This window comes from Mycobacterium sp. NPDC050853 (genome assembly GCF_040653875.1).
GTDB lineage: Bacteria > Actinomycetota > Actinomycetes > Mycobacteriales > Mycobacteriaceae > Mycobacterium.
This window is the reverse complement of record NZ_JBFAGW010000001.1, coordinates 1,619,011-1,643,844: the sequence shown is the minus strand read 5'-3', so window position 1 is coordinate 1,643,844 and position 24,834 is coordinate 1,619,011. Positions and strand designations below refer to the sequence as shown.

Annotated in this window: 2 protein-coding genes (1 of these 2 only partly in view); both read left to right on the top strand. The window is 64.7% G+C overall.

Features of this window, described 5'->3' with window-relative positions:
- A protein-coding gene (locus tag AB0H22_RS08030) for a non-ribosomal peptide synthase/polyketide synthase (protein WP_358145891.1) crosses the window boundary here: on the top strand, positions 1-16,657 show its 3' portion. The gene continues 7,733 nt to the left of window position 1, outside the view; only the last 16,657 of its 24,390 coding nucleotides appear in the window; its start codon lies beyond the left edge, outside the window; it ends in the stop codon at positions 16,655-16,657.
- Positions 16,654-24,834 carry an amino acid adenylation domain-containing protein gene (locus AB0H22_RS08025; RefSeq protein ID WP_358145889.1) on the top strand — a complete coding sequence of 2,727 codons (8,181 nt, stop codon included), beginning with the start codon at positions 16,654-16,656 and terminating at the stop codon, positions 24,832-24,834. Before AB0H22_RS08030 ends, AB0H22_RS08025 begins: the two co-directional genes overlap by 4 nt.

Here is a 24,834-nt window from a genome sequence, read left to right as displayed (position 1 = left end):
CGCGTTCAGGATCGACGGAGCACTGGATGTCGAAGCGTTGGGTGCGGCGCTGGTCGATGTGGTGTCCCGTCACGAGAGCCTGCGCACTGTTTTCGCTGCTCCCGGCGGCATCCCCGGCCAGGTGGTGATGGACCCGGCAAGTGTCGAATTCGGTTGGGCCGTTGTCGACGCCACCGGCTGGACAGCCGGGCAGCTGCAGGAGGCCATTGACACCGCCTCGCGGCACGCCTTCGATCTGTCTACCGAAATACCCTTGAGAGCAAGACTTTTCCGTGTCTCCGAGGATGAGCATGTGCTCACCGCGGTGGTGCACCACATTGCGGCCGACGCCTGGTCCATCACTCCACTGGTTGCTGATCTGGGGATGGCCTATGCCGGTCGGTCCGCCGGGGAGGTTCCCGGCTGGGAGCCGTTGGCCGTCCAGTACGCGGATTACACATTGTGGCAGCGCGCGCAGTTCGGCGATCTTCAGGACAGCGGCAGCCGAATCGCGGGGCAGCTGAGCTACTGGCAGGACGCGTTGGCTGGGATGCCGGAGCGCATCGCGCTGCCCACCGATCGGCCGTACCCGCAGATGACCGATCAGCGCGGCGCGATGATCGCGGTGGACTGGCCCGTCGAGTTACAGCGGCAGGTTACCCGAGTGGCCCGTGAGCACAACGCGACCAGCTTCATGGTGATGCAGGCGGCTCTGGCGGTGCTGCTATCCAAACTCAGCGCGAGTTCCGATGTGGCGGTGGGTTTCCCGATCGCCGGACGCCGCGATCCAGCGCTCGATGAACTGGTCGGCTTCTTCGTCAACACCTTGGTGCTGCGGGTGGACCTGGCCGGAGATCCGACTGTTGCCGAGGTCCTGGCCCAGGTGCGCGCGCGCAGCCTGGCTGCCTTCGACAACCAAGATGTGCCCTTCGAAGTGCTTGTCGAGCGACTGAACCCGACCCGGTCTCTGGCTCACCATCCACTGATCCAGGTGGCGCTGGCATGGCAGAACATTGCCGGACTCGACATTGATGATTCAGCTACCGGGATGGCGTTGGGCGATCTGCGCGTCACCCAGATGCCGGTGGATACCCACACGGCCCGAATGGATCTCAGCTTCTCGATGGCCGAGCGCCGGACGGAGGCCGGTGAGCCGGCCGGAATCGGCGGGACGGTGGAATTCCGCACCGACGTGTTCGACGCCGACACCATCGAAACATTGATCGCTCGGCTACAGCGAGTACTGACGGCCATGACTGCAGACCCGATGGTGCGGTTGTCGTCGGTGGACCCGCTCGATGACGATGAACATGCCCGCCTTGCTGTGCTGGGCAACCACGCGACGCTGACTCGTCCGGCGCCCAGGCCGGTGTCGGTTCCTACGTTGTTCGCCGAGCATGCGAGGCGCTCTCCCGAGGCGGTCGCCGTAGTCTGCGGCGAGAGTTCGTGGACCTACCGGGAGCTCGATGATTCCGCGAACCGGCTGGCGCACTTGCTGCTCGAGCGAGGGGCAGGCCCCGGACAGAGTGTCGCGCTGTCATCCAAAAGGTCCGCCGAGGCGATTGTGGCGATCCTGGCCATCCTCAAAACCGGGGCGGCATATCTGCCGATCGATCCCGCGATTCCCGATGCGCGGTTGGAGTTCGTGCTGGCCGATGCCGGACCGATTGCTGCGGTCACCACCGCGGATCTGGCCGATCGGCTACAGAGAGATGGCTTGGCGGTCATCGATATTGGAGATATCCCGGCCGCCGACAGTCCGCCCGGTGGCGCGCTGCCCGCGCCTAATGCGGACGATATCGCCTATCTGATCTACACCTCGGGTACCACGGGTGTGCCCAAAGGCGTTGCGGTCAACCACCGCAACGTGACTCAACTGTTGGAGTCACTCGATGCCGGGCTGCCGCGCGGTGGCGTGTGGACCCAGAGTCATTCCCTGGCCTTTGACGTGTCGGTGTGGGAGATCTTCGGGGCACTGCTTCGTGGTGGGCGGGTGGTGGTCGTCCCCGAGGATGTGACGGGCTCGCCGGAAGACTTCCATGCACTGCTGGTACTGGAAAATGTTGACGTTCTCACCCAAACACCCTCTGCAGTAAGGGTATTACCGCGCGATGGCTTGGAGACGACGGCGTTGGTGGTGGTCGGTGAGGCCTGTCCGCCTGAGGTGGTTGCTCAGTGGGCGCCCGGTCGGGTGATGATCAACGCTTACGGTCCCACGGAGACGACGATGTGTGTGGCGATCAGTGCGCCACTGAGTGCCGGGCAAGCGGGACCGCACGCCGTTCCCATCGGCTCGCCGGTCCCCGGAGCCGCGATGTTCGTGCTCGACGAATGGTTGCGGCCGGTGCCGGTCGGTGTGATCGGCGAGTTGTATGTGGCCGGTGCGGGTTTGGGCTACGGATATGTGGGCCGGACAGGTTTGACCGCCTCGCGGTTTGTGGCGTGTCCGTTCGGGGAGCCCGGGGTGCGGATGTATCGCACCGGTGACCTGGTGTGCTGGGGACCGGATGGGCAGCTGCAGTATCTGGGGCGCGCAGACGAGCAGGTCAAGATCCGCGGCCATCGCATCGAACTTGGCGAAGTGCAGGCCGCTTTGGCCGGCCTCGACGGCGTCGAGCAGGCGGCGGTGATCGCCCGCGAGGACCGACCCGGTGACAAGCGTCTGGTCGGCTACATCACCGGGACCGCCGATTCCGGTGAGCTGCGGGCCGCGATGGCCGAGCAGTTGCCGCCATATATGGTGCCCGTCGCGGTGGTGGTGTTGGACGCGTTTCCGTTGACAGTCAACGGAAAACTCGATACCCGAGCGCTTCCCGCTCCCGACTATGTCGACGGCGATCGGTACCGTGCTCCGGCAGACGCCGTGGAAGAGGTGCTGGCCGGGATCTACGCCCAGGTTCTCGGGCTGGAGCGGGTAGGCATTGACGACTCATTCTTCGACCTTGGCGGCGACAGCATCCTGTCCATGCAGGTAGTGGCCCGAGCCCGGGTTGCCGGCCTGGTATGCCGCCCGCGTGATGTCTTCGTCGAGCAGAGCGTGGCCCGACTGGCGCGGATAGTCGAGGTAGCCGCAGGCTCGCGTGGCCCGGTCGATGAGGGTCTCGGGTCGGTGCTGACCACTCCAATCATGCGGTGGTTGAAAGGCGTGGAAACCACCAACGGCCCGGTCGATGAGTTCAACCAGACGGTGCTGGTGCAGGCTCCCGCGGGTGTTACCGAATCCGATGTCGTAACCATGTTGCAGGCCTTGCTAGATCGGCATGCGATGTTGCGGCTGCGCGCCGAAAACGACGGCGTGTGTGGGTGGTCGTTGATGGTGCCTGAGGCAGGGTCGGTCGATGCACGTGCGTGTCTCCAATCGATGGACACATTGACCGATGAGGCAGTGGTGGCGGCACGGTCGCGGTTGGATCCGGCCGTCGGGGTTATGTTTCGCGCGCTGTGGGTGACTTCCACGAGCCAGCTGGTGTTGATCGTTCACCACCTGGCTGTCGACGGGGTGTCGTGGCGAATTGTGTTGGAGGATCTCAACATCGCCTGGGCACAACACGGTGGTGGACAACCCGTGGTCCTGCCGGCGCCGGGGACGTCATTCCAGCGGTGGGCCGAACTCCTGGCCAGCCACGCTGGCGATCCCAACGTGGTTGGCCAGGCTCAGGTGTGGCGGCAGGTGGCGGCGGTCCCGGCGGTGTTGCCGGCGGCGCGCGCCGACGTGGATACCTACGCGAGCGCGGGGCAGTTGTCGGTATCGCTGGATGCCGAGACCACTCGCATGCTGCTCGGTGAGGTGCCTGCAGCGTTTCACGCTGGGACACAAGACATTCTGTTGATCGCCTTTGGGCTGGCGGTGGCGGAGTTCGCAGGCACCGGTGGTGTGCCGGTCGGCATCGACGTCGAGGGCCATGGTCGGCAGGAGGAGTTGTCCGCCGAGGTCGACCTGTCGCGCACGGTTGGGTGGTTCACCGCCAAGTACCCGGTGTCATTGGCAGTTGGTGGACTGTCCTGGTCCCACGTGGTGGCCGGTGACGGCGCGCTGGGTGCGGTGATCAAGGATGCCAAGGAACAGCTGCGTTCCCTGCCCGATCCGCTGACCTACGGTCTGCTGCGCTACCTGAACGCCGACGTTGACCTGGAGACGGCCGACCCGACGATCGCCTTCAACTACCTGGGCCGCCTGGGTGGCGCGGCCACCGAGTCATCCGATGATCTGTGGCGGATATCCGCGGAAGGCCTGTCATCGACCGGTGCTGCCGCGGCGATTTCGATGCCGTTGACACATACCGTGGCACTCAACGCCGGCGCCCTTGATACCGATACCGGTCCGCATCTGCAAGCCAACTGGACGTGGGCTTCCTCGACAGTCGATCACGCCCAGATCAGCCGGCTCAGCCAACTGTGGTTCGACGCCCTGGCTGGCATCTGCGCGCATGTGCGACATGGCGGAGGCGGATTGACCCCGTCGGATATCGAGCCTGCCCGGCTGAGCCAGCTGCAGATCGACGAATTGCAGCGGCAATACCGGATCGCAGACGTGCTGCCGCTCACCGCATTACAGCAGGGGATGGTCTTCCACAGCGGCAGCGGGAATGGCCCCAACGACGATCTATACGTGGTGCAGTTGGACATTACGGTCGACGGCCCGCTCGATCAGCACCGGTTGCGGGATGCCGTGCAGGCGGTGGCCAACCGCCATCCACACCTGGCGGCCCGATTCTGCGCACAATTCCATGAGCCGGTACAGGTCATCCCGGCTGACCCCGTGGCGGGGTGGCAGTACATCGATTTCAACACCGACGAACCCGAGGAGCAGGTCCAGCGGTTGTGTGCCGCTGAACGCGCTGCGGTCTGCGATCTAGCCCACCCGCCGGCCTTCCGGGTGGCGTTGATTCGGACCGGACCAGACCGGCACCGGGTCGTGCTCACCAATCACCACATAGTCCTCGACGGCTGGTCGCTGCCGATCCTGCTGCAGGAGATCTTCGCCGGGTACCGGGGGCAACGGCTGCCCGCGGCCACGCCGTATCGCAGCTTCATCAGCTGGCTGGCCGATCGCGACCTTGCGGCCGCGCGCGCGGCCTGGCGTGAGGTGCTGGCGGGTTTTGACGCCCCCACCCTTGTCAGCCCGTCGCAAAAGTCTGAGTCGGGGCGCCGTGGTGTGCGGGCGCATCGGGTGTCCGCACAAACCACCCGGGCGCTGGGCGAGCTGGCGCGCGCGCAACGCACCACCGTCAACACCGTGCTGCAGGGGGCTTGGGCGCTACTGCTCACCTCGCTGACCGGCCAGCATGACGTCGCCTTCGGCGCGGTGGTCTCCGGCCGGCCGCCGGAGGTCCCCGGTGCGGAATCGATGGTGGGCCTGCTGATCAACACTGTGCCGGTACGCGCGGAGATCACCGCGGTAACCACCACCATCGACCTGCTGGATCAACTGCAGCGCGCTCATACCAAGACCCTTGAGCACCAACATGTCTCGCTCAGCGAGATCCACCGCATCACCGATCACGACCGACTGTTCGACACCCTCTTCGTGTTTGAGAACTACCCGGTCGACACGAGCGCGTTATCGGGCATCGACGGGTTCACCATCACCGAGGTCACCACCCACGAATCGACCGATTATCCGCTGACGATGCAAGCCATACCCGGTGACGAACTGCGCCTGCGTATCGAATACGACACGGCAGTTTTCGACGAGGCCGGTATCGAGGCGCTCACCACACGGATTGAGGCGGTGCTGGAGGCGATGACCGCCGACCCCGGTCGGTCGCTGTCGGCGGTGGAGATACTCGACGAGACCGAGCGAGCACGCCTTCAGCGGTGGGGCAACCGGACCGTGCTGGCCAGCCTGCCGGTTCCGGCGTCGGTGCCGGAGTTGTTCGCTGTGCAGGTGGCGCGTGCTCCGGAGGCGGTGGCGCTGGTCTGTGGGGATCGGTCACTGACGTATCGGGAGCTGGAGGAGCAGGCCAACCGGTTGGCGCACCTGCTCGTCAGTCATGGGGTAGGCCCCGGCGAGCGAGTGGCGTTGATGTTCCCCCGGTCGACGGAGGGGATCGTCGCGATCTTGGCGGTGCTCAAGACCGGCGCGGCCTATCTGCCGCTCGATCCGGCGCTGCCGGCGGCCCGTATCCAGTTCATGCTGTCCGATGCCGCTCCCATCGCTGCCGTCACCACCACGGCGTTGGTCGACCGGTTCAACGGCCATGACCTGAGAGTCGTCGATGTCGGCGACCCCGCCGTCGCCGCCCAACCCAGCACGGCATTGACGGCTTCGGCTCCGGATGACATGGCCCACATCATTTACACCTCGGGCACCACCGGGTTACCCAAGGGCGTTGCGGTCACGCAGCGCAACGTGACTCAGCTGTTCGACTCGCTGCAGATCGGGGTGCCGCTGGAGCCGGGACAGGTGTGGACGCAATTCCACTCGTATGCGTTCGACTTCTCGGTGTGGGAGATCTGGGGTGCGCTGCTGCACGGTGGACGGCTGGTGGTGGTGCCCGAGCTGGTGGCCCGTTCACCGCAGGACTTCCACGAGCTGCTGGTGCGCGAACAGGTGACGGTGCTGACGCAAACCCCGTCGGCGGTGTCGATGCTGCCGACGGATGGTCTGGAGGCGGTGTCGTTGGTGATCGGCGCGGAACCCTGCCCGCCGGAGTTGGTGGATCGCTGGGCGCCGGGTCGAGTGATGGTGAACGTCTATGGCCCCACCGAGACCACGATGTGGTTGTGTGCCAGCGCGCCGCTTGCCACGGGAGCGGGATCACCGCCGATCGGCTCGCCGACGGCATGGTCGGCGTTCTTTGTGCTGGATGAGTGGTTGCGTCCGGTGCCCGCGGGCGTGGTCGGTGAGTTGTACCTAGCCGGTGCGGGAGTCGGTATGGGGTACTGGCGTCGCGCGGGCTTGACGGCCTCGCGGTTCATGGCCTGTCCGTTCGGGGAGCCCGGTACCCGTATGTATCGCACCGGCGACCTGGTGCGCTGGCGAGCTGACGGGCAGCTGGACTACTTCGGCCGCGCCGACGAGCAGGTCAAGATTCGCGGGTATCGCATTGAGCTCGGAGAAATCCAGTCAGCGCTGACTGCGCTGGAGGGAGTGGATCAAGCGGCAGTGATCGCTCGCGAGGATCAACCGGGCGATAAGCGCCTAGTCGGCTACATCACCGGGACCGCCGATCCGGTCAAAGCGCGCGCGGCGCTGGCTGAACGGCTGCCGGGCTACATGGTTCCGACCTCGGTGGTGGCCTTGACGGCGCTGCCCATGACGGTTAACGGCAAACTCGACGCCCGGGCGCTACCAGCGCCGGACTACCGGGATGCCGACCACTACCGTGCGCCCGCAGGCGCAGTCGAGGAGATCCTTGTCGGAATCTTCGCTCGAGTGCTGGATGTGGAGCGCGTCGGAGTCGACGACTCGTTCTTCGATCTCGGTGGGGATTCCGTGTCGACAATGCGTCTGGTCGCCGCGATCAACGCCAGCCTGGATACCGACCTTGCGGCGCGCACGTTGTTCGAGGCGCCGACAGTTGCCCAGTTGGCGCCGCGTATCGGTGAGGGCGCGGGTCGCCTGGAGCCGCTGGTGGCGGTGGATCGGCCCGCAGTGATTCCACTGTCGTTTGCCCAGAACCGGTTGTGGTTCGTCGATCAGCTGCAGGGGCCCTCCCCGGTTTACAACATGCCGGTGGGCTTGCGGCTGCATGGACGAATCGATGCCGCCGCGCTGGGTGCGGCACTGGCCGACCTGATCGGCCGTCACGAAAGCCTGCGCACGCGCTTCGAAGCACCCGAGGGCACACCTCGGCAGGTGGTGGAGTCCGATGACCGGGTCGACTTCGGCTGGGATGTCGTTGACGCCACGGCCTGGCCGGCGAGTCGGCTGGATGAGGCGATTACTGCCGCGGCCTGCCACAGCTTCGACCTGTCGTCCGAAATCCCCTTGCGGGCAAGTCTTTTCCGTGTCGCCGCGGATGAACACGTGTTGGTGGCCGTGGTGCACCATATTGCCGCCGACGGATGGTCGCTCACTCCGCTGGTGCGCGATCTGAGTGTGGCGTACGCCAGCCGGTGCGATGGCCATGCTCCGGACTGGGAGCCCTTGGCTGTGCAGTACGTCGATTACACGCTGTGGCAGCGCGCGCAGCTGGGTGATCTCGATGACAGTGACAGCCCCATCTCAGCGCAGCTGGCCTATTGGGAAGACGCGCTGTCCGGACTCCCAGAACGTGTGGCGCTGCCCACCGATAGGCCCTACCCGCCGGTTGCCGACCAGCGCGGCTCCACCGTGGACGTGGATTGGCCGGCCGAGTTGCAGCAGCAGTTGCGCGCGGTGGCCAGTGAGCACGGCGCGACCAGTTTCATGGTGATGCAGGCCGCCTTGGCGGTGCTGCTGGCCAATCTGAGTGGGAATTCCGATGTGGCGGTGGGTTTTCCGATTGCGGGACGCCGAGACCCAGCCCTGGACCAGCTGGTGGGCTTTTTCGTCAACAATTTGGTGCTGCGCGTCGACCTGGTCGGGGATCCCACCGTGGCGGAGCTGCTGGCCCAGGTGCGGCAACGCAGCCTGGCCGCCTACGAGCATCAGGACGTGCCCTTTGAAGTGCTCGTCGAGCGGCTCAACCCGACTCGAAGCCTGACCCATCACCCGCTGGTGCAGGTGGCGTTGGCCTGGCAGAACCTGCCGTGGCAGGACACCGGTCCCGCCGACGGGCTGAGCCTGGGTGATCTGCAGGTCACTCCGCTGTCGGTGGACACCCAGACCGCCCGCATGGATCTGACCTTCTCCCTTGGGGAACGCTGGACCCAGGCCGGTGAGCCCGCCGGGATCGGCGGTGCGGTGGAGTTCCGCACCGATGTGTTCGACGCGCACAGCATCGAAACGCTGATCGCTCGGTGGCGGCGAGTGTTGGCGGCGATGACTGCCGATCCCACTCAGCGACTTTCGTCCATCGATCTGCTCGACGAGGCTGAGCACTCCCGCGTGGATGGGTGGGGCAACCGGACGGTATTAACCACCCCGGCACCGGCCTCCCGATCAGTTCCGGCATTGTTCGCCGAACAGGTTGCCCGTGTGCCGGAGGCGGTCGCGATCAGCTTCGACGGCCGCTGCATGACCTATCGGGAACTCGACGAGGCCGCAAATCGGTTGGCGCACAGGCTCGCTGCCCATGGTGTGGGCGCGGGTGCATGCGTGGCGTTGCTGGCCGAGCGTTCCGCGGAAGCGATCGTGGCGATGCTCGCGGTGCTCAAAACCGGGGCCGCGTATCTGCCGATGGACACCGCGCTGCCGGACGCGCGGATCGAATTCATGCTCGCCGACGCCGTGCCGATCGTCGCGATCACCACCGTGGGCCTGGCCGATCGGCTGGCCGGGTGCGGCCTGCCGATCATCGATGCCGGCGATATCGCGGCCCCCGGCATCGAGAGCCTTTCTGGCACAGAACTATTCGTGCCGGGCCCGGACGATATCGCCTACATCGTCTACACCTCGGGTACCACCGGTGTCCCCAAGGGTGTGGCGATCACCCATCGCAACGTGACCCAGTTGTTGGGGTCGCCGGATACGTTCCTGGCGGGGCGGGCGTGGACGCAATGGCATTCCTACGCGTTCGACGCCTCGGTGGAAGAGATCTGGGGCGCGCTGTTGCACGGGGGACGGTTGGTCGTCGTGCCCGAGTCGGTGACGCGCTCGCCGGCGGACCTCAACGCCTTGCTGGTTGCTGAACAGGTCAGCGCGTTGAGTCAAACCCCCTCGGCGGTAGCGGTGCTCTCGTCCGAATCTTTGGGATCGGTGGCGTTGTTGGTGGCCGGTGAGCCGTGCTCGGCCGAGCTGGTGGACCGCTGGGCGCCCGGACGGTTGATGGTCAACGCGTACGGTCCGACCGAGACCACGATTTGTGCCGCGAGGAGCGCGCCCTTGGCTGGTGGGTCGGGGGCACCGCCAATCGGTGCGCCGGTGTCAGGGGCGGCGTTGTTCGTGCTGGACGGGCTGTTGCGTCCGGTGCCTGCCGGTGTGGTTGGCGAGTTGTACATCGCGGGCCGCGGTGTGGGTGTCGGATATTTGGGTAGGACGGGTTTGACCGCCTCGCGGTTTGTGGCCTGCCCGTTCGGGGGCGCCGGAACACGGATGTATCGCACCGGGGACCTGGTGCGGTGGGGCGCCGATGGGCAGCTGCGGTATGTGGGGCGCGCCGATGAGCAGGTCAAGATCCGTGGGTATCGCATCGAGCTCGGGGAAATCCAGGCGGTGCTGGCCGGGCTGGACGGGGTCGAGCAGGCAGCGGTGATTGCCCGCGAGGACCGCCCCGGCGACAAACGCCTCGTCGGCTATGTCACCGGGACGGCGAACCCGGCCAAGTTGCGAACCCAGCTGGCCGAGCAGCTGCCGGTCTATATGGTTCCGGCCGCCGTGGTGACATTGTCGGGACTTCCGTTGACGCCCAACGGAAAACTGAATACTCGTGCCCTGCCGGCACCCGAGTATCAGGACATCGATCATTACCGCGCACCGGGCACCCTCACCGAGGAGATCCTGGCCGGAATCTACGCGCGGGTGCTGGGTGTGGAGCGCGTCGGAGTGGATGACTCGTTCTTCGATCTGGGTGGGGATTCGCTATCCGCGATGCGTCTGATCGCCGCGGTCAATACCGATCTGAATGCGAGTCTTGCGGTGCGCACCGTGTTCGAGGCGCCGACGGTGGCCCAGTTGGCGCCTCGTATCGGTGGGGAGTCGAGCACGCTTGGCGCGTTGGTGGCAGGCGAGCGGCCCGCGGAAATTCCGCTGTCATTCGCCCAATCCCGGTTGTGGTTCCTGGACCAATTGCAGGGGCCCTCACCGGTTTACAACATGGCGACAGCGCTTCGAATCAGCGGGGCGCTGGATGTCGATGCGTTGGGTGTGGCGCTGGGCGACGTGGTGGCCCGCCACGAAAGCCTGCGCACCCTGTTCTCGGCAGTCGAGGGAGTGCCGCAGCAGTTGGTCGTGCCATCCGAGAGAACCCGCTTTGGCTGGGAGGTCGTCGATGCCACCGGTTGGACGGCGGCGCAGCTGCAGGAGGCCATCGGGGACGCGGCGCGCCACACATTTGATCTGGCCACTGAAATCCCTTTGCGGGCACAACTTTTCCGTCTCACCGGCGACGAGCATGTGCTGGCGGCGGTGGTGCACCATATTGCCGCCGACGCCTGGTCGATCACCCCGCTGGTGACCGATCTAGGGGTGGCTTACGCCAGCCGGTGCGCGGGCCAAGCCCCTGGTTGGGCGCCCTTGGCGGTGCAGTACGTCGATTACACGCTGTGGCAGCGCGCCGAGTTCGGTGATCTTCAGGACGGCCACAGCCGTGTCGCGACACAGGTTGCCTACTGGCAGGATGCGCTGGCCGGACTCCCCGAACGCGTGGCACTGCCCACCGACCGGCCCTACCCGCCGGCCGCCGACCAGCGCGGTGCCACGATGGCCGTGGAGTGGCCCGCCGAACTGCAGCAGCAGGTGGTCCGAGTGGCACGCGAGCACAACGCGACCAGCTTCATGGTGCTCCAGGCCGCCCTCGGAGTGCTGCTGGGCAAGCTCAGCGGAAGTACCGATATCGCCGTCGGGTTCCCGATCGCCGGGCGCCGCGACCCTGCGCTCGATGAGCTGATCGGGTTCTTCGTCAACACCTTGGTGCTGCGGGTCGACCTGGCGGGCGATCCCACCGTGACGGAGCTGCTGGCCCAGGTGCGTGCACGCAGCCTCGCCGCCTACGAACACCAAGACGTGCCTTTCGAAGTGCTCGTCGAGCGGCTGAACCCGACCCGATCCCTGACCCATCACCCCCTGATCCAGGTGGCACTGGGTTGGCAGAACGTCCCCGGACACGACAACGCTTCCGGTGCCGGACTGGCGCTGGGTGATCTGGAGGTCACCCAGATGCCTGCGGATACGCAGACCGCCCGCATGGATCTGAGCTTCTCTCTGGCTGAACGTCGAACCCACGCTGGTGAGCCCGCTGGAATCGTCGGGACGGTGGAGTTCCGCACCGACGTATTCGACGCGGCCGGCATCGAAACACTGATCAACCGTTTCGAACAGGTGCTAATGGCGATGACCTCGGATTCGGGTCGGCACCTGTCATCGATCGACTTGCTTGATGCCGAGGAACACGACCGCCTCGACGATATGGGTAATCGTGCGGCGTTAAGCGCCCCGGCCCCGGCCAAGTTGTCGGTCCCTGCATTGTTCGCGGCACGGGTCACCCACTCCCCGGAGGCGGTGGCGATCACCCACGGCGAGCGTTCAATGACCTATCGGCAACTCGACGAGGCCGCAAACCTGTTGGCGCACATGCTCATCGTGCAGGGCGCGGGCCCGGGAGAATGCGTTGCGCTGCTGATGGAACGCTCCGCGGAGGCGATCGTCGCCATGCTGGCGGTACTGAAGTCCGGGGCGGCGTATCTCGCGATCGACCCGGCGGTACCCGCGGCCCGGATTGAGTTCATGCTGGCCGATGCCGCGCCCATCGTCGCGATCACCACCAGCGGTCTGGCCGAGCGGCTGGACGATCGTGGGTTGGTGATCATCGATGTCGGTGATCTGTCGGATATCGATGACTCCGTGGTGGACTACCAACTCGGCACCGCACTCCCGGCCCCGGCCCCCGAGGACATCGCCTATCTCATTTACACCTCCGGAACCACCGGTGTGCCCAAGGGTGTGGCCGTCACCCATCACAACCTGACCCACGTGGCGCGATCAACGCCCGAGCACCTGCCGCAGAACCAGGTCTGGACCCAGTGCCATTCCTATGCCTTCGACTTCTCGGTGTGGGAGATATGGGCGGCGCTGCTGGGCGGCGCACGCCTGGTGGTGGTGCCCGAGTCGGTCGTGAGTTCACCCGACGATTTCCATGCCGTGTTGGTCAGCGAGCGGATCAACGTGCTCACCCAAACCCCTTCGGCCGCTGGGGCATTGTCCCCACAGGGGCTGGAGTCGGTGTCATTGCTCCTCGGCGGTGAGGCCTGCCCGGGCGAGGTGGTTGATCGTTGGGCGCCCGGGCGGACGGTGATCAACGCCTACGGACCCACCGAGATCACGGTGTACGCGTCGATGAGTGCGCCACTCATGCCGGGGTCCGGGGCCGCGCCCATCGGTGCGCCCGTCTCGACCTCGGCGCTGTTCGTGCTCGACGAGTTCCTGCGACCGGTGCCGGTCGGGGTGGTCGGCGAGCTGTACGTTGCCGGTGACGGGGTGGCGTGCGGGTATCTGGGCCGGTCGGGTCTGACGTCGTCTCGGTTCGTGGCGTGTCCGTTCGGGACATCCGGGGCGCGCATGTATCGCACCGGCGATCTGGTGAGCTGGCGCGCCGACGGACAGCTGCAGTATCTGGGGCGAGCCGATGACCAGGTCAAGATCCGCGGATACCGCATCGAACTCGGCGAAGTTCAGGCCGTGCTGGCCGCTCTGGAGGGAGTCTCGCAGGCGGTGGTGATTGCCCGCGAGGATCATCCCGGCACCACACGCCTGGTCGGCTATGTCACCGAATCAGTTGCCGGCGGGGCGAACTCGGCCGGGATGCGCAGCGCGATGACCGATCGTCTGCCCTCGTACATGGTTCCGGCAGCGATCGTGGTCCTGGACGCGTTGCCGTTGACGGTGAACGGCAAGCTCGACACCCGCGCGCTACCGGTACCCGACTACCAGGACGCCGATCGGTACCGCGCCCCTGCAGACGCCATCGAGGAGACGCTGGCCGGTATCTACGCCCAGGTCCTCGGGCTCGATCGGGTCGGGGTCGACGACTCGTTCTTCGATCTGGGCGGAGACAGCATTCTTTCCATGCAGGTGGTGGCCCGGGCACGGGCGTGCGGCGTGACGTGTCGGCCCCGCGATATTTTCGTCGAGCAGACCGTGGCCCGACTGGCTCAAGTGGTCGGGGTGGCCGGCGATGACGGTCCGGTGGACGAGGGTATCGGTGCGGTGGCCGCGACCCCGATCATGCGGTGGCTGTATGACGTGAAACGCACAGGCGGCCCGATCGACCAGTTCAACCAGACAGTGGTGGTCCAAGCCCCGCAGGGAGCCACCCAGTCCGATGCTGAGATGGTCTTGGGTGCCCTGCTTGACCGGCACGCGATGTTGCGGTTGCGGGTCGAGGACCCGAGTGGACCTGCTGGGGATGTCGGAGATTGGTCGCTTCTCGTACCCGAGAAGGGTTCGGTGCCAGCGCATCTGGATTCGGTGGACACGTTGTCCGATGAGGCCTTGATGGGGGCCCGATCGCGGCTGAACCCGGCTGCCGGGGAGATGGTCAGCGCCCTGTGGGTGGTGTCCACCGGTCAGTTGGTGTTGATCATTCATCACCTGGCCGTCGATGCGGTGTCCTGGCGGATCCTGCTCGAAGATCTCAACATCGCCTGGGGCCAGCATTGCCATGGTCAACCCGTGTCATTGCCGACAACCGGAACCTCATTTGCACGATGGGCGTCGCTGCTCGGCGAACACGCTTACGCCCCAACCGTGGTGGATCAGGCCGATGGCTGGCGACGAGTGTTGGCGACCCCGTCCGCGCTGACGGCGGCGCGACCCGAGCTGGACACGTATGCCACCGCCGGCCACCTCACGGCGTCACTGGACAGCGAGACGACCCGCGCACTGCTCGGTGAAGTCCCGGCCGCGTTCCACGCTGGGGTTCAAGACATTCTGTTGATCGCCTATGCGCTTGCATTGACACAGTTCCTGGGCATTACCTTGCCGGTCGCCATCGATGTCGAGGGCCACGGTCGCATCGAGGATCTAGGGGACCTTTCCGACCTCCCCGACCTCTCCGCAAGAATCGATCTGTCCCGCACCGTGGGCTGGTTCACCACCAAGTACCCGGTGGCCTTGAATGTCGGCAGGAATGTCGGGAGGCCGCACGGTGGGTTGCGTTGGGACCAGGTGGTGGCCGGCGATCCGGCACTCGGCCGCGTGATCAAAGACGCCAAGGAACAATTGCGCTCTCTGCCAGAGGGAATGACCTACGGACTGATTCGGTACCTCAACTCCGATATCGACCTGTCGGGATCCGATCCGACCATCGGATTCAACTACCTCGGCAGGCTGGGTGCGACCGGCGCCGCCCAGTCGGAATCCTTCGCTGGACTGTGGCAGGTCAGCCACGATGGAGCGGCGGTGTCCGCTGCTGCCGCGTCCATACCTATGCCACTCGGGCATACCGTGGAACTCAACGCAAGCACGATCGAAACAGAATCCGGCCCAAGCCTTTACGCCACCTGGACGTGGGCTCCCTCGATACTGGACGATACCCAGATCAGCCGCCTAAGCGGGCTGTGGTTCGACGCCCTGACCGGGATCTGCGCACACGTCCGTGAGGGCGGCGGTGGTCTGACACCGTCCGATATCACCCCCGCCCGGCTCACCCAGCAAGAGATCGATGAGCTCAGTCGGGACCATCCGATCGCCGACGTGCTGCCCTTGACGCCCCTGCAACGTGGACTCCTGTTCCAGGCCAATGCAACTCGCGGCAACGACGATGACGTATACGCCATGCAACTCGATGTCACCGTCACCGGCCCACTGGATGCCGACCGGCTGCGCGAGGCGGTACGCACGGTGATCAACCGCCACCCCAACCTGGCTGCCCGATTCGACAAACGATTCGACGAACCGGTACAGATCATCCCGGCCAACCCTAGCGTGCCCTGGCAGTACCTCGAAATATCCACGGAACAAACGAATATCAACCAGCGGATGCGGGAGTTGTGCGCCGGTGAACGCGCATCGGTCTGCGACCTGGTCCACCAATCGGCGTTCCGTTCGGCGCTGATCCGCGTGGCCGATAACGAGCACCGGTTTGTGATGACTTATCACCACATCGTGCTCGACGGTTGGTCACTGCCGATCCTGCTGCGGGAGATATTCGCCAGCTACTACGGGCAGCGCCTCCCTGCCGCCGGGTCGTATCGCAGGTTCGTGACATGGCTGGCCGACCGGGACGCCGATGCTGCTCGCACAGCCTGGCGTGAAGTTCTCGCCGGATTCGACACCCCGGCTCTGGTCGCTCCGAAGGGCCGGGTACCAGGACGACGCGCTACCGAGTCCTTCCGATTGCCCGCCGAGACCACTCGGGCCATCAATGAGCTGGCCCGCGCGCAACACACCACCGTCAACACCGTGCTGCAAGCCGGCTGGGCGCAGGTGCTCATGTGGCTGACCGGCAGGCACGATGTCGCCTTCGGCGTCGCGGTCTCGGGCCGATCGGCAGAGGTGCCGGGCGCAGATTCGATGGTCGGCCTGCTGATCAACACCGTGCCGGTGAGGGCCACCATCACTCCGGCCACCACCATCGCCGACCTGCTGGATGACCTACAGCGCCGTCACAGTGACACCCTCGAACACCAGCACCTGGCTCTCAGCGAGATCCACCAGGCCGTCGGTCACGAGCAGCTGTTCGACACCCTGTTCGTCTACCAGAACTATCCGGTGGAGTCGGTGGCGTCATCGATGGCCGACGGATTGGCCATCACCGAGGTCAGCGGCCGGGAGTACAACCACTATCCGCTGACCTTGCAAGCAATGCCCGGCACCGAACTGGTGCTGCGTGTCGAATTCGATACCTGGGTATTCGGCGTGAACCGAGTGCAGAAAGTAGTCGAGCGTTTCCAGCGAGTGCTGGAGGCCATGACGGGGGAGGTACTGCAGCAGTGACGGCCGATGTCACCAGGCGATTGTTGTCGATGGATCTGGGCAACACAGATGAGCACACGGAGCTGGACGTGTGGGGTAACAGGGCGGCCTTGGACCGGCCGGTGACGTCGGTGTCGATTCCTGAGTTGTTTGGTGCGCAGGTGGCTCGTGAACCGGGGGCGGTGGCGATTGGTTTCGGCGACAGCTCGATGACCTATCGCGAGCTGGATGAGGCTTCGAATCAATTGGCGCACTTACTTTTTAGGCATGGTGTGGGCCCGGGTCGGCGGGTGGCCTTGCTGTTTTCGCGATCGGTTGAGGCGATCGTTGCGATCCTGGGGGTACTCAAAACCGGTGCGGCCTATGTGCCGATCGATCCGTCGGTGCCTGATGCGCGGTTGGAATTCGTGCTGGCTGATGCCGGGCCGGTAGTTGCGGTGACTACCGCTGATCTGGCTGACCGGCTGGACGGTCGTGGGCTGGTGGTCATCGATATCGGTGATATCGCGGTGGACGGACCTGCTAGCGCGCCGCTGCTGGTGCCGAGCGGCGATGATGTTGCCTACGTTATCTACACCTCGGGCACCACCGGCGTGCCGAAAGGTGTTGCCATTCCGCACCACAACGTGACCCGATTGATGGAGGCAATCGATGCCGAGGTGGGGCTGTCGGCCGGGCAGGTGTGGTCTCAGTGTCATTCGTTGGCTTTCGATTTTTCGGTGTGGGAGATTTTCGGCGCGCTGCTGCATGGTGGGCGGCTGGTGGTGGTTTCGGATTCGGTGGTGCGGTCACCTGAACAGTTCCATGCCTTGCTCGTTGATGAACACGTCAGTGTGTTGAGTCAGACGCCCTCGGCGTTCTATGCGCTGCAAGCCGTCGACTCGGTGCATTCCCAGCCCGCACATCAGCTCGGTCTTGATGTGGTGGTGTTTGGTGGAGAGGCGCTGGAGCCTCAGCGTCTGAGGGAGTGGTTGGCTGATCATCCGGAATCACCGCGGTTGATCAACATGTATGGGATCACCGAGACCACGGTGCACACCTCCTTCCGCGAGATCGTTGCCACTGACGTAGACGGCACGGTGAGTGCGGTCAGCCCGATCGGGGTGCCATTGGGGCATCTGGCGTTCTCGGTTCTCGACGAGTGGTTGCGACCGGTATCGGTTGATGTGATCGGCGAGTTGTATGTGGCCGGTGCGGCTTTGGGCTACGGCTATCTGGGCCGTGCACCGTTGACCGCCACGCGATTTGTGGCCTGTCCGTTCGGGGCGCCGGGTACCCGGATGTATCGCACCGGAGATCTGGTGTCCTGGGGGTCCGACGGGCAACTGCAGTATCTGGGGCGCGCCGATGAGCAGGTCAAGATCCGCGGACATCGCATCGAGCTCGGCGAAATCCAATCGGTATTAACGGTTTTAGACGGCGTCGGGCAGGCGGTGGTGATCGCCCGAGAGGATCGTCCCGGCGATAAGCGGTTAGTCGGCTACATCACCGGCACCGCCGACCCTGTGGAGTTGCGTACCGCGCTGGCCGACAGGTTGCCGCCCTATATGGTGCCTGTCGCGGTAGTGGTTCTGCGGAGTTTTCCGTTGACGGTCAACGGAAAAGTTGACAAAAATGCCTTGCCTGCACCGGAATACACCGATATCGATCACTACCGTGCCCCGGCCACTCCCACCGAGGAAATCGTGGCCGGGATCTACGCCCAAGTCCTGGGCCTAGACCGCGTCGGTCTCGACGACTCCTTTTTCGACCTCGGCGGGGATTCACTGCTGGCAATGCGCCTGGTCGCCGCGCTCAACCGGTCCATGGATGCGGGCCTTGAGGAGCGTGCTGTCTTCGACGCTCCCACGGTCGCTCAATTGATGCTCTGTATCGGTGGTGATGAACGTCGGCTGGAGCCATTGGTCGCGGGAGAACGGCCCGCAGTGATGCCACTGTCGTTCGCTCAAAGTCGATTGTGGTTCATCGACCAATTGCACGGGCCATCAACGGTTTACAACCTAACGGTGGGGCTGCGCCTGCAGGGGCTCCTTGATGTCGATGCGCTGGCAGCTGCGTTTGCGGACGTGCTGGATCGCCACGAAAGCCTGCGCACGCTGTTCCCGTCGGTCGAGGGGATACCTCAGCAGTCGGTTGTCTCGGCCGAGCAGGCCGAATTCGGCTGGGAGGTTGTTGATGCCTCCGGATGGCCCGCAAGCAGGTTGGAGGCATCCGTCGAGGAATCAGCCCAGTACAGCTTCGATCTGTCGTCCGAGATTCCGATTCGAGCAAGGCTTTTCAGCACCGCTGAGGACGAGCACGTATTAGTGGCCGTGGTGCATCACATCGCTGCCGACGGTTGGTCGATCACCCCGCTGGTGGCCGATTTGGGTGTGGCCTATGCCAGCCGGTGCGTGGGGCAGGCCCCCGATTGGAAGCCGTTGGCGGTCCAATACGCCGATTACACGCTGTGGCAGCGCGCACAGCTGGGCGTACTCGACGACAGCGATAGCCGTATCTCCCGGCAACTGGCCTTCTGGGAGGACGCGCTGGCCGGGATGCCCGAACGTTTGGCGCTGCCGACCGACCGTCCCTATCCGTTGGTGGCCGACCAACGTGGCTCCAGGGTGGATGTGAGCTGGCCGGCGGATCTGCAGCACCGGATTGCTCGCCTGGCTCGCGAACACAACGCGACCAGCTTCATGGTGATGCAGGCGGCGCTGTCGGTGCTGCTGGCCAAGCTCGGTGCGAGTTCAGATGTGGCGGTGGGTTTCCCGATCGCGGGACGACGTGATCCTGCGCTCGATGAACTGGTGGGCTTCTTCGTCAACACCTTGGTGCTGCGGGTCGACCTAGCAGGGGATCCCAGCGTTACCGAAGTGCTGGCTCAGGTACGGGCACGCAGTTTGGGTGCTTTCGAGAATCAGGACGTGCCGTTCGAGTTACTCGTCGAGCGGCTGAACCCGAGCCGATCCCTGACCCATCACCCACTGATTCAGGTGATGCTGGCTTGGCAAAACGTGCCCGGGCAGATCGCCGATTCTCGCGGTGGATTGGCGTTGGCAGATCTTCAGCTCACCCAGCTACCGCTGGACACCCACTCGGCCCGGATGGATCTGTCGTTCTCGCTGTCCGATGGGTGGACCGAAGCGGGTGAGGCCGCGGGGATTTCGGGGACGGTCGAGTTTCGCACCGATGTGTTTGACACTCACAGTGTTGTGACCCTGATCGATCGGTTACGGCGGGTGCTCGAAGCGATGACTGCCGACCCGAACCGGCTGTTGTCAGCGATCGAGGTAATGGATGCCGAAGAGCTTGCCCGGTTGGATGGGTGGGGTAATCGGGCCGAGTTGGCTCGGTCCGTTACATCGGTGTCGATTCCGGCGCTGTTCGCGCAGCAGGTGTCCCGTATTCCGGGAGCGGTGGCGGTCTGTTCCGATGGTAGCCATTTGTCGTACCGGGAGTTGGATGAGTCATCGAATAGGTTGGCGCACTTACTTGTTGCGTATGACGTGGGCCCGGGTAAGCGGGTGGCGCTGCTGTTCTCGCGGTCGATTGAGGCGATCGTGGCGATAATGGGCGTGCTCAAAACCGGTGCGGCCTATGTGCCGATCGATCCGGCCGTGCCTGATACGCGGTTGGAATTCGTGCTCGATGATGCCGATCCGGTTGTCGTCGTGACCACCGCCGATCTCATGGATAGGTTGGATAGGTGCGGGGTGGTGGTTATCGATGTTGATGATCCGGCCGTCAACGTCCAGCCCGTTAGTGCGCCGCTGGTGGGGCCGAGCTCCGACGATATTGCGTATGTGATTTACACCTCCGGTACCACGGGTGTGCCCAAAGGTGTTGCTATTCCTCATCGGAATGTGGCCCGCCTGCTACAAGCGCTTGAGGCCGATCTGGAGCTATCGGCGGGACAGGTGTGGGCACAGTGTCATTCGTTGGCTTTCGATTTTTCGGTGTGGGAGATTTTCGGCGCGTTGCTGCACGGTGGGCGGTTGGTGATCGTGTCAGATTCGGTAGTACGGTCGCCCGAAGATTTCCATGTCTTGCTGGTCGATGAGCAGGTAAGTGTGTTGAGTCAGACGCCGTCGGCGTTCTATGCGTTGCAAACTGTGGATGCGATGGCCACCGAGCCGGCAGGCCAGCTCGGTGTCGAGGTGGTGGTGTTCGGCGGTGAGGCGTTGGAGCCACACCGTTTGAAGCCGTGGTTGGACCGGCATCCGGTGTTGCCGCGGTTGGTCAATATGTATGGGATCACCGAGACAACGGTGCATGCCTCGTTCTATGAGATCGTCGCTACCGATCTCGAGGGCACGGTCAGCCCGATCGGTGTGCCACTGGCCCATCTCGCGTTTTCCGTGCTCGATGGGTGGCTGCGGCCGGTTCCGGCCGGGGTGGTCGGCGAATTGTATGTGGCTGGTGCGGGTTTGGGATATGGCTATGTGGGCCGGACAGGCCTGACCGCCTCCCGGTTTGTCGCCTGCCCATTCGGGGTGCCGGGATCGCGGATGTATCGCACCGGGGATTTGATGTGTTGGGGTGCTGATGGGCGATTGCAGTATGTGGGGCGTGGCGATGAGCAGGTGAAGATCCGCGGACATCGCATCGAGCTCGGTGAAATCCATTCGGCATTAATGGCTTTGGATGATGTCGAGCAGGCGGTGGTTATCGCCCGAGAGGACCGCCCGGGCGATAAGCGGCTGGTCGGCTACATCACCGGCACCGCCGACTCCGGCCACATTCGCGCTCGGCTGGCCGAGTGTCTCCCCAACTACATGGTGCCGGCCGCGGTGGTCGCCTTGACGGCGTTGCCGTTGACAGTCAACGGGAAACTCGACAAAAAGGCCCTGCCTGCACCGGAATACACCGATATCGATCACTACCGCGCCCCCGCGACCCCTGTCGAGGAGATCCTGGCCGGCATCTACGCCCAAGTCCTGGGCTTGGACCGTGTCGGCGTCGATGACTCATTCTTCGACCTCGGCGGTGACAGTATTTCGGCCATCCAGGTGGTGTGGCGGGCCCATGGCGCAGGCCTGGCCGGTCGACCGCGCGACATCTTTGTCCAGCAGACCGTGGCCCGGCTGGCACGGGTGGTCAGGATGGTCGACAGCACCGACGGCGTGATCGACGAGGGTCTCGGCCCAGTAGTTTCGACCCCGATCATGCAGTGGCTGAAGGGGATCGACGGTCCGATTGGCGAGTTCAACCAGACGGTGGTGCTGCAGTCTCCCACCGGTGTCACCGAGGCGGCTGTTGTCATTCTGTTGCAGGCCTTGCTGGATCGGCATGCGATGCTGCGGCTACGCGCCGAGGACGACGGCGCCGGCGGGTGGATTTTGACGGTGCCCGAGGCGGGGTCGATCGATGCACATCGATGCCTGCAATCGGTGGACGTGTTGTCCGATGAGGCACTGGTGGCGGCGCGGTCACGGTTACATCCGGCCGCCGGGGTGATGCTGAGCGCATTGTGGGTGGCTACCACGAGCCAGCTGGTGTTGATAGTTCACCATCTGGCCGTGGATGGGGTGTCGTGGCGGATTCTGTTGGAGGACTTGAGCATCGCCTCGACCCAGCTGCGCGGTGGGCAAGAGGTGCTGTTACCGCCGGCGGGAACGTCGTTCCAGCGGTGGGCCGACCGGCTGGCTGAATACGCACACCATCCCGATGTGGTCCGCCAGGCGGATTCCTGGCGACAGGTGGGGGCGATCCCTTCGGGCTTGGCGGCACCGCAACCGACTGAGGATACGTTCGCCACAGCTGGAAACTTGACGGAGTTTCTGGATGCCGAGACTACGCACATGCTGCTCGGCGAGGTGCCTGCGGCGTTTCACGCCGGGGTGCACGAGATCCTGTTGATCGCCTTCGCCTTGGCGTGGGCACAACACTTGGGGACCGGCGGTGCACCGATCGCCATCGATGTGGAAGGTCACGGGCGCCAAGAGGAATTGGCGGAGCTGGATGGGGCTGCCGATCGCAATGTTGACCTCTCGCGCACGGTGGGCTGGTTCACTACCAAGTACCCGGTGTCGTTGGCGGTCGGTGGGTTGCGTTGGACGCAGGTGGTAGGTGGTGATGCGGCGCTTGGTGCGGTGATCAAGGATGCCAAGGAACAGCTTCGGGCCCTGCCCGACGGACTGACCTACGGGCTGCTGCGCTATCTCAACCCCGATGTGGATCTACCGGAATCCGATCCGGCGATCGGGTTCAACTATCTTGGGCGGCTGGGCGCCCCGGCAGCCTATGCGTCCGGAGATGTATGGCGTTTCAGTCAGGAAGGCGTGTCCTTGGCGGGCGCCGGGGCTATGCCCATTGCGCTGCCGCACACCGTGGAGCTCAACGCGGTCACCATCGACACCGACACCGGCCCACACCTGAACGCCACCTGGACGTGGGCGCCCACGGCACTGGATCGTATGGCGGTCACCCGGATCAACCGGTTGTGGTTTGACGCGCTGGCCGGTATCTGCGCGCATGTGCGAAGGGGCGGAGGCGGATTGACCCCGTCGGACATCGCCCCAGCCAGGCTCAGTCAGCAGCAGATCGATGAGCTGCAGAGTCAATCCCGGATCGCCGACGTGCTACCGCTGACCCCCTTGCAACAGGGCCTGCTCTATCACGCCGCCATCGCTAACTGCTCCGGCGACGATGTGTATGCGGTGCAGTTCGATATCGCGTTGAGCGGCGCGCTCGACGCGAATCGGCTCCGCGATGCGGTGCAGGCCGTGGTCGGCCGACATCCGCACCTGGCGGCCCGCTTCTGCGAACAGTTCGAGCAACCGGTGCAGATCATTCCCGCCGATCCCGTGGCGCCCTGGCGATACATCGAACTAGCCACCGCAGGTGCCGATGTCGATGAACAGATCGAGCAGATCTGCATTGCCGAACGTGCCGCTGTCTGCGATCTCGCCGAGCAGGCGGCATTCCGGGCTGCGCTCATCCGCATCGCGGACGACCGGCACCGGTTCGTACTCACCAATCACCACATCGTGCTCGATGGCTGGTCGATGCCGATCCTGATGCAGGAGATCTTCGCCGGCTATCACGGGATGAGGCTGCCCCCAGCCGCGTCGTATCGCAGCTTCGTGACCTGGCTGTCCGAACGAGACCACGACGCCGCTCATGCAGCGTGGCGTGAGGCGCTGGCCGGTTTTGACACTCCCATGCTCGTCAGCCCTCCGCAGAAGTCGCAGTTTGGGCGCCGAAGCGTTGACATGTTTCGGGTGCCTGCGAAGACGACACGCGCGCTTACCAAACTGGCGCGCGCGCAGCACACCACCGTCAACATTGTGCTGCAGGGTGCCTGGGCATTGCTCCTCAGCTCGCTGACCGGCCAGCATGATGTCGCCTTCGGCGCTGTCGTCTCGGGTAGGCCAGCTGAGGTGCTTGGTGCGGAATCGATGCTGGGCCTGCTGATCAACACAGTGCCGGTACGGGCGACGATCACGCCGACCATGACCACGGCCGATCTGTTGGATCAGTTACAAAACGCCCACAACGACACCCTCGAGCACCAGCATGTGGCGCTCAGCGACATCCACCGGATCACCAGCCAGGAAAGACTCTTCGACACCGTTTTCGTGTACGAAAACTATCCGACCGACACCGGAACGCAGTCGGGCGTCGACGGATTGACCATCACCGGTTTCAGCAGTCGCGACTACTATCACTACCCGATCGCGGTGCAGGCCGGGCCGGGCCGGGAATTGGAACTTCGCGTCCAATACGACACCGATGTGTTCGATGCGGAAAGCATTGAGGAGCTGATCGAGCGGTTCAAGCAGGTGCTGGCGGCGATGACCGCGCACCCGGGCCGCCGGTTGTCGTCCTTAGATCTGCTGAACCGGATCGAGCGAGAACGATGGAGTGGGTGGAGCAACGGGGCGGTATCGGCCAGGCCGGCCACCACGGCGGCGGTGTCCGCACTCGATGGTAATTATCGCCCACCGACCACCCTGGTCGAGCAGATCCTGGTCAGCATCTTCGCCCATGTGCTGGGTGTGGACCGTGTCGGAGTGGATGAGTCGTTCTTCGAACTGGGCGGCAATTCGCTTGGGTCGATGCGTGTAGTCGCCGCGATCAACACCGCCCTCGATGCCAACCTCACGATGCTTGCACTGTTCGATGCGCCGTCAGTCAGGAGTTTGGCCCAGCAGCTGGGCGAAAGCTCAGCGGATGAAGGCCCGGCCGTGTGCGCGGTCGGCGATCCGTAG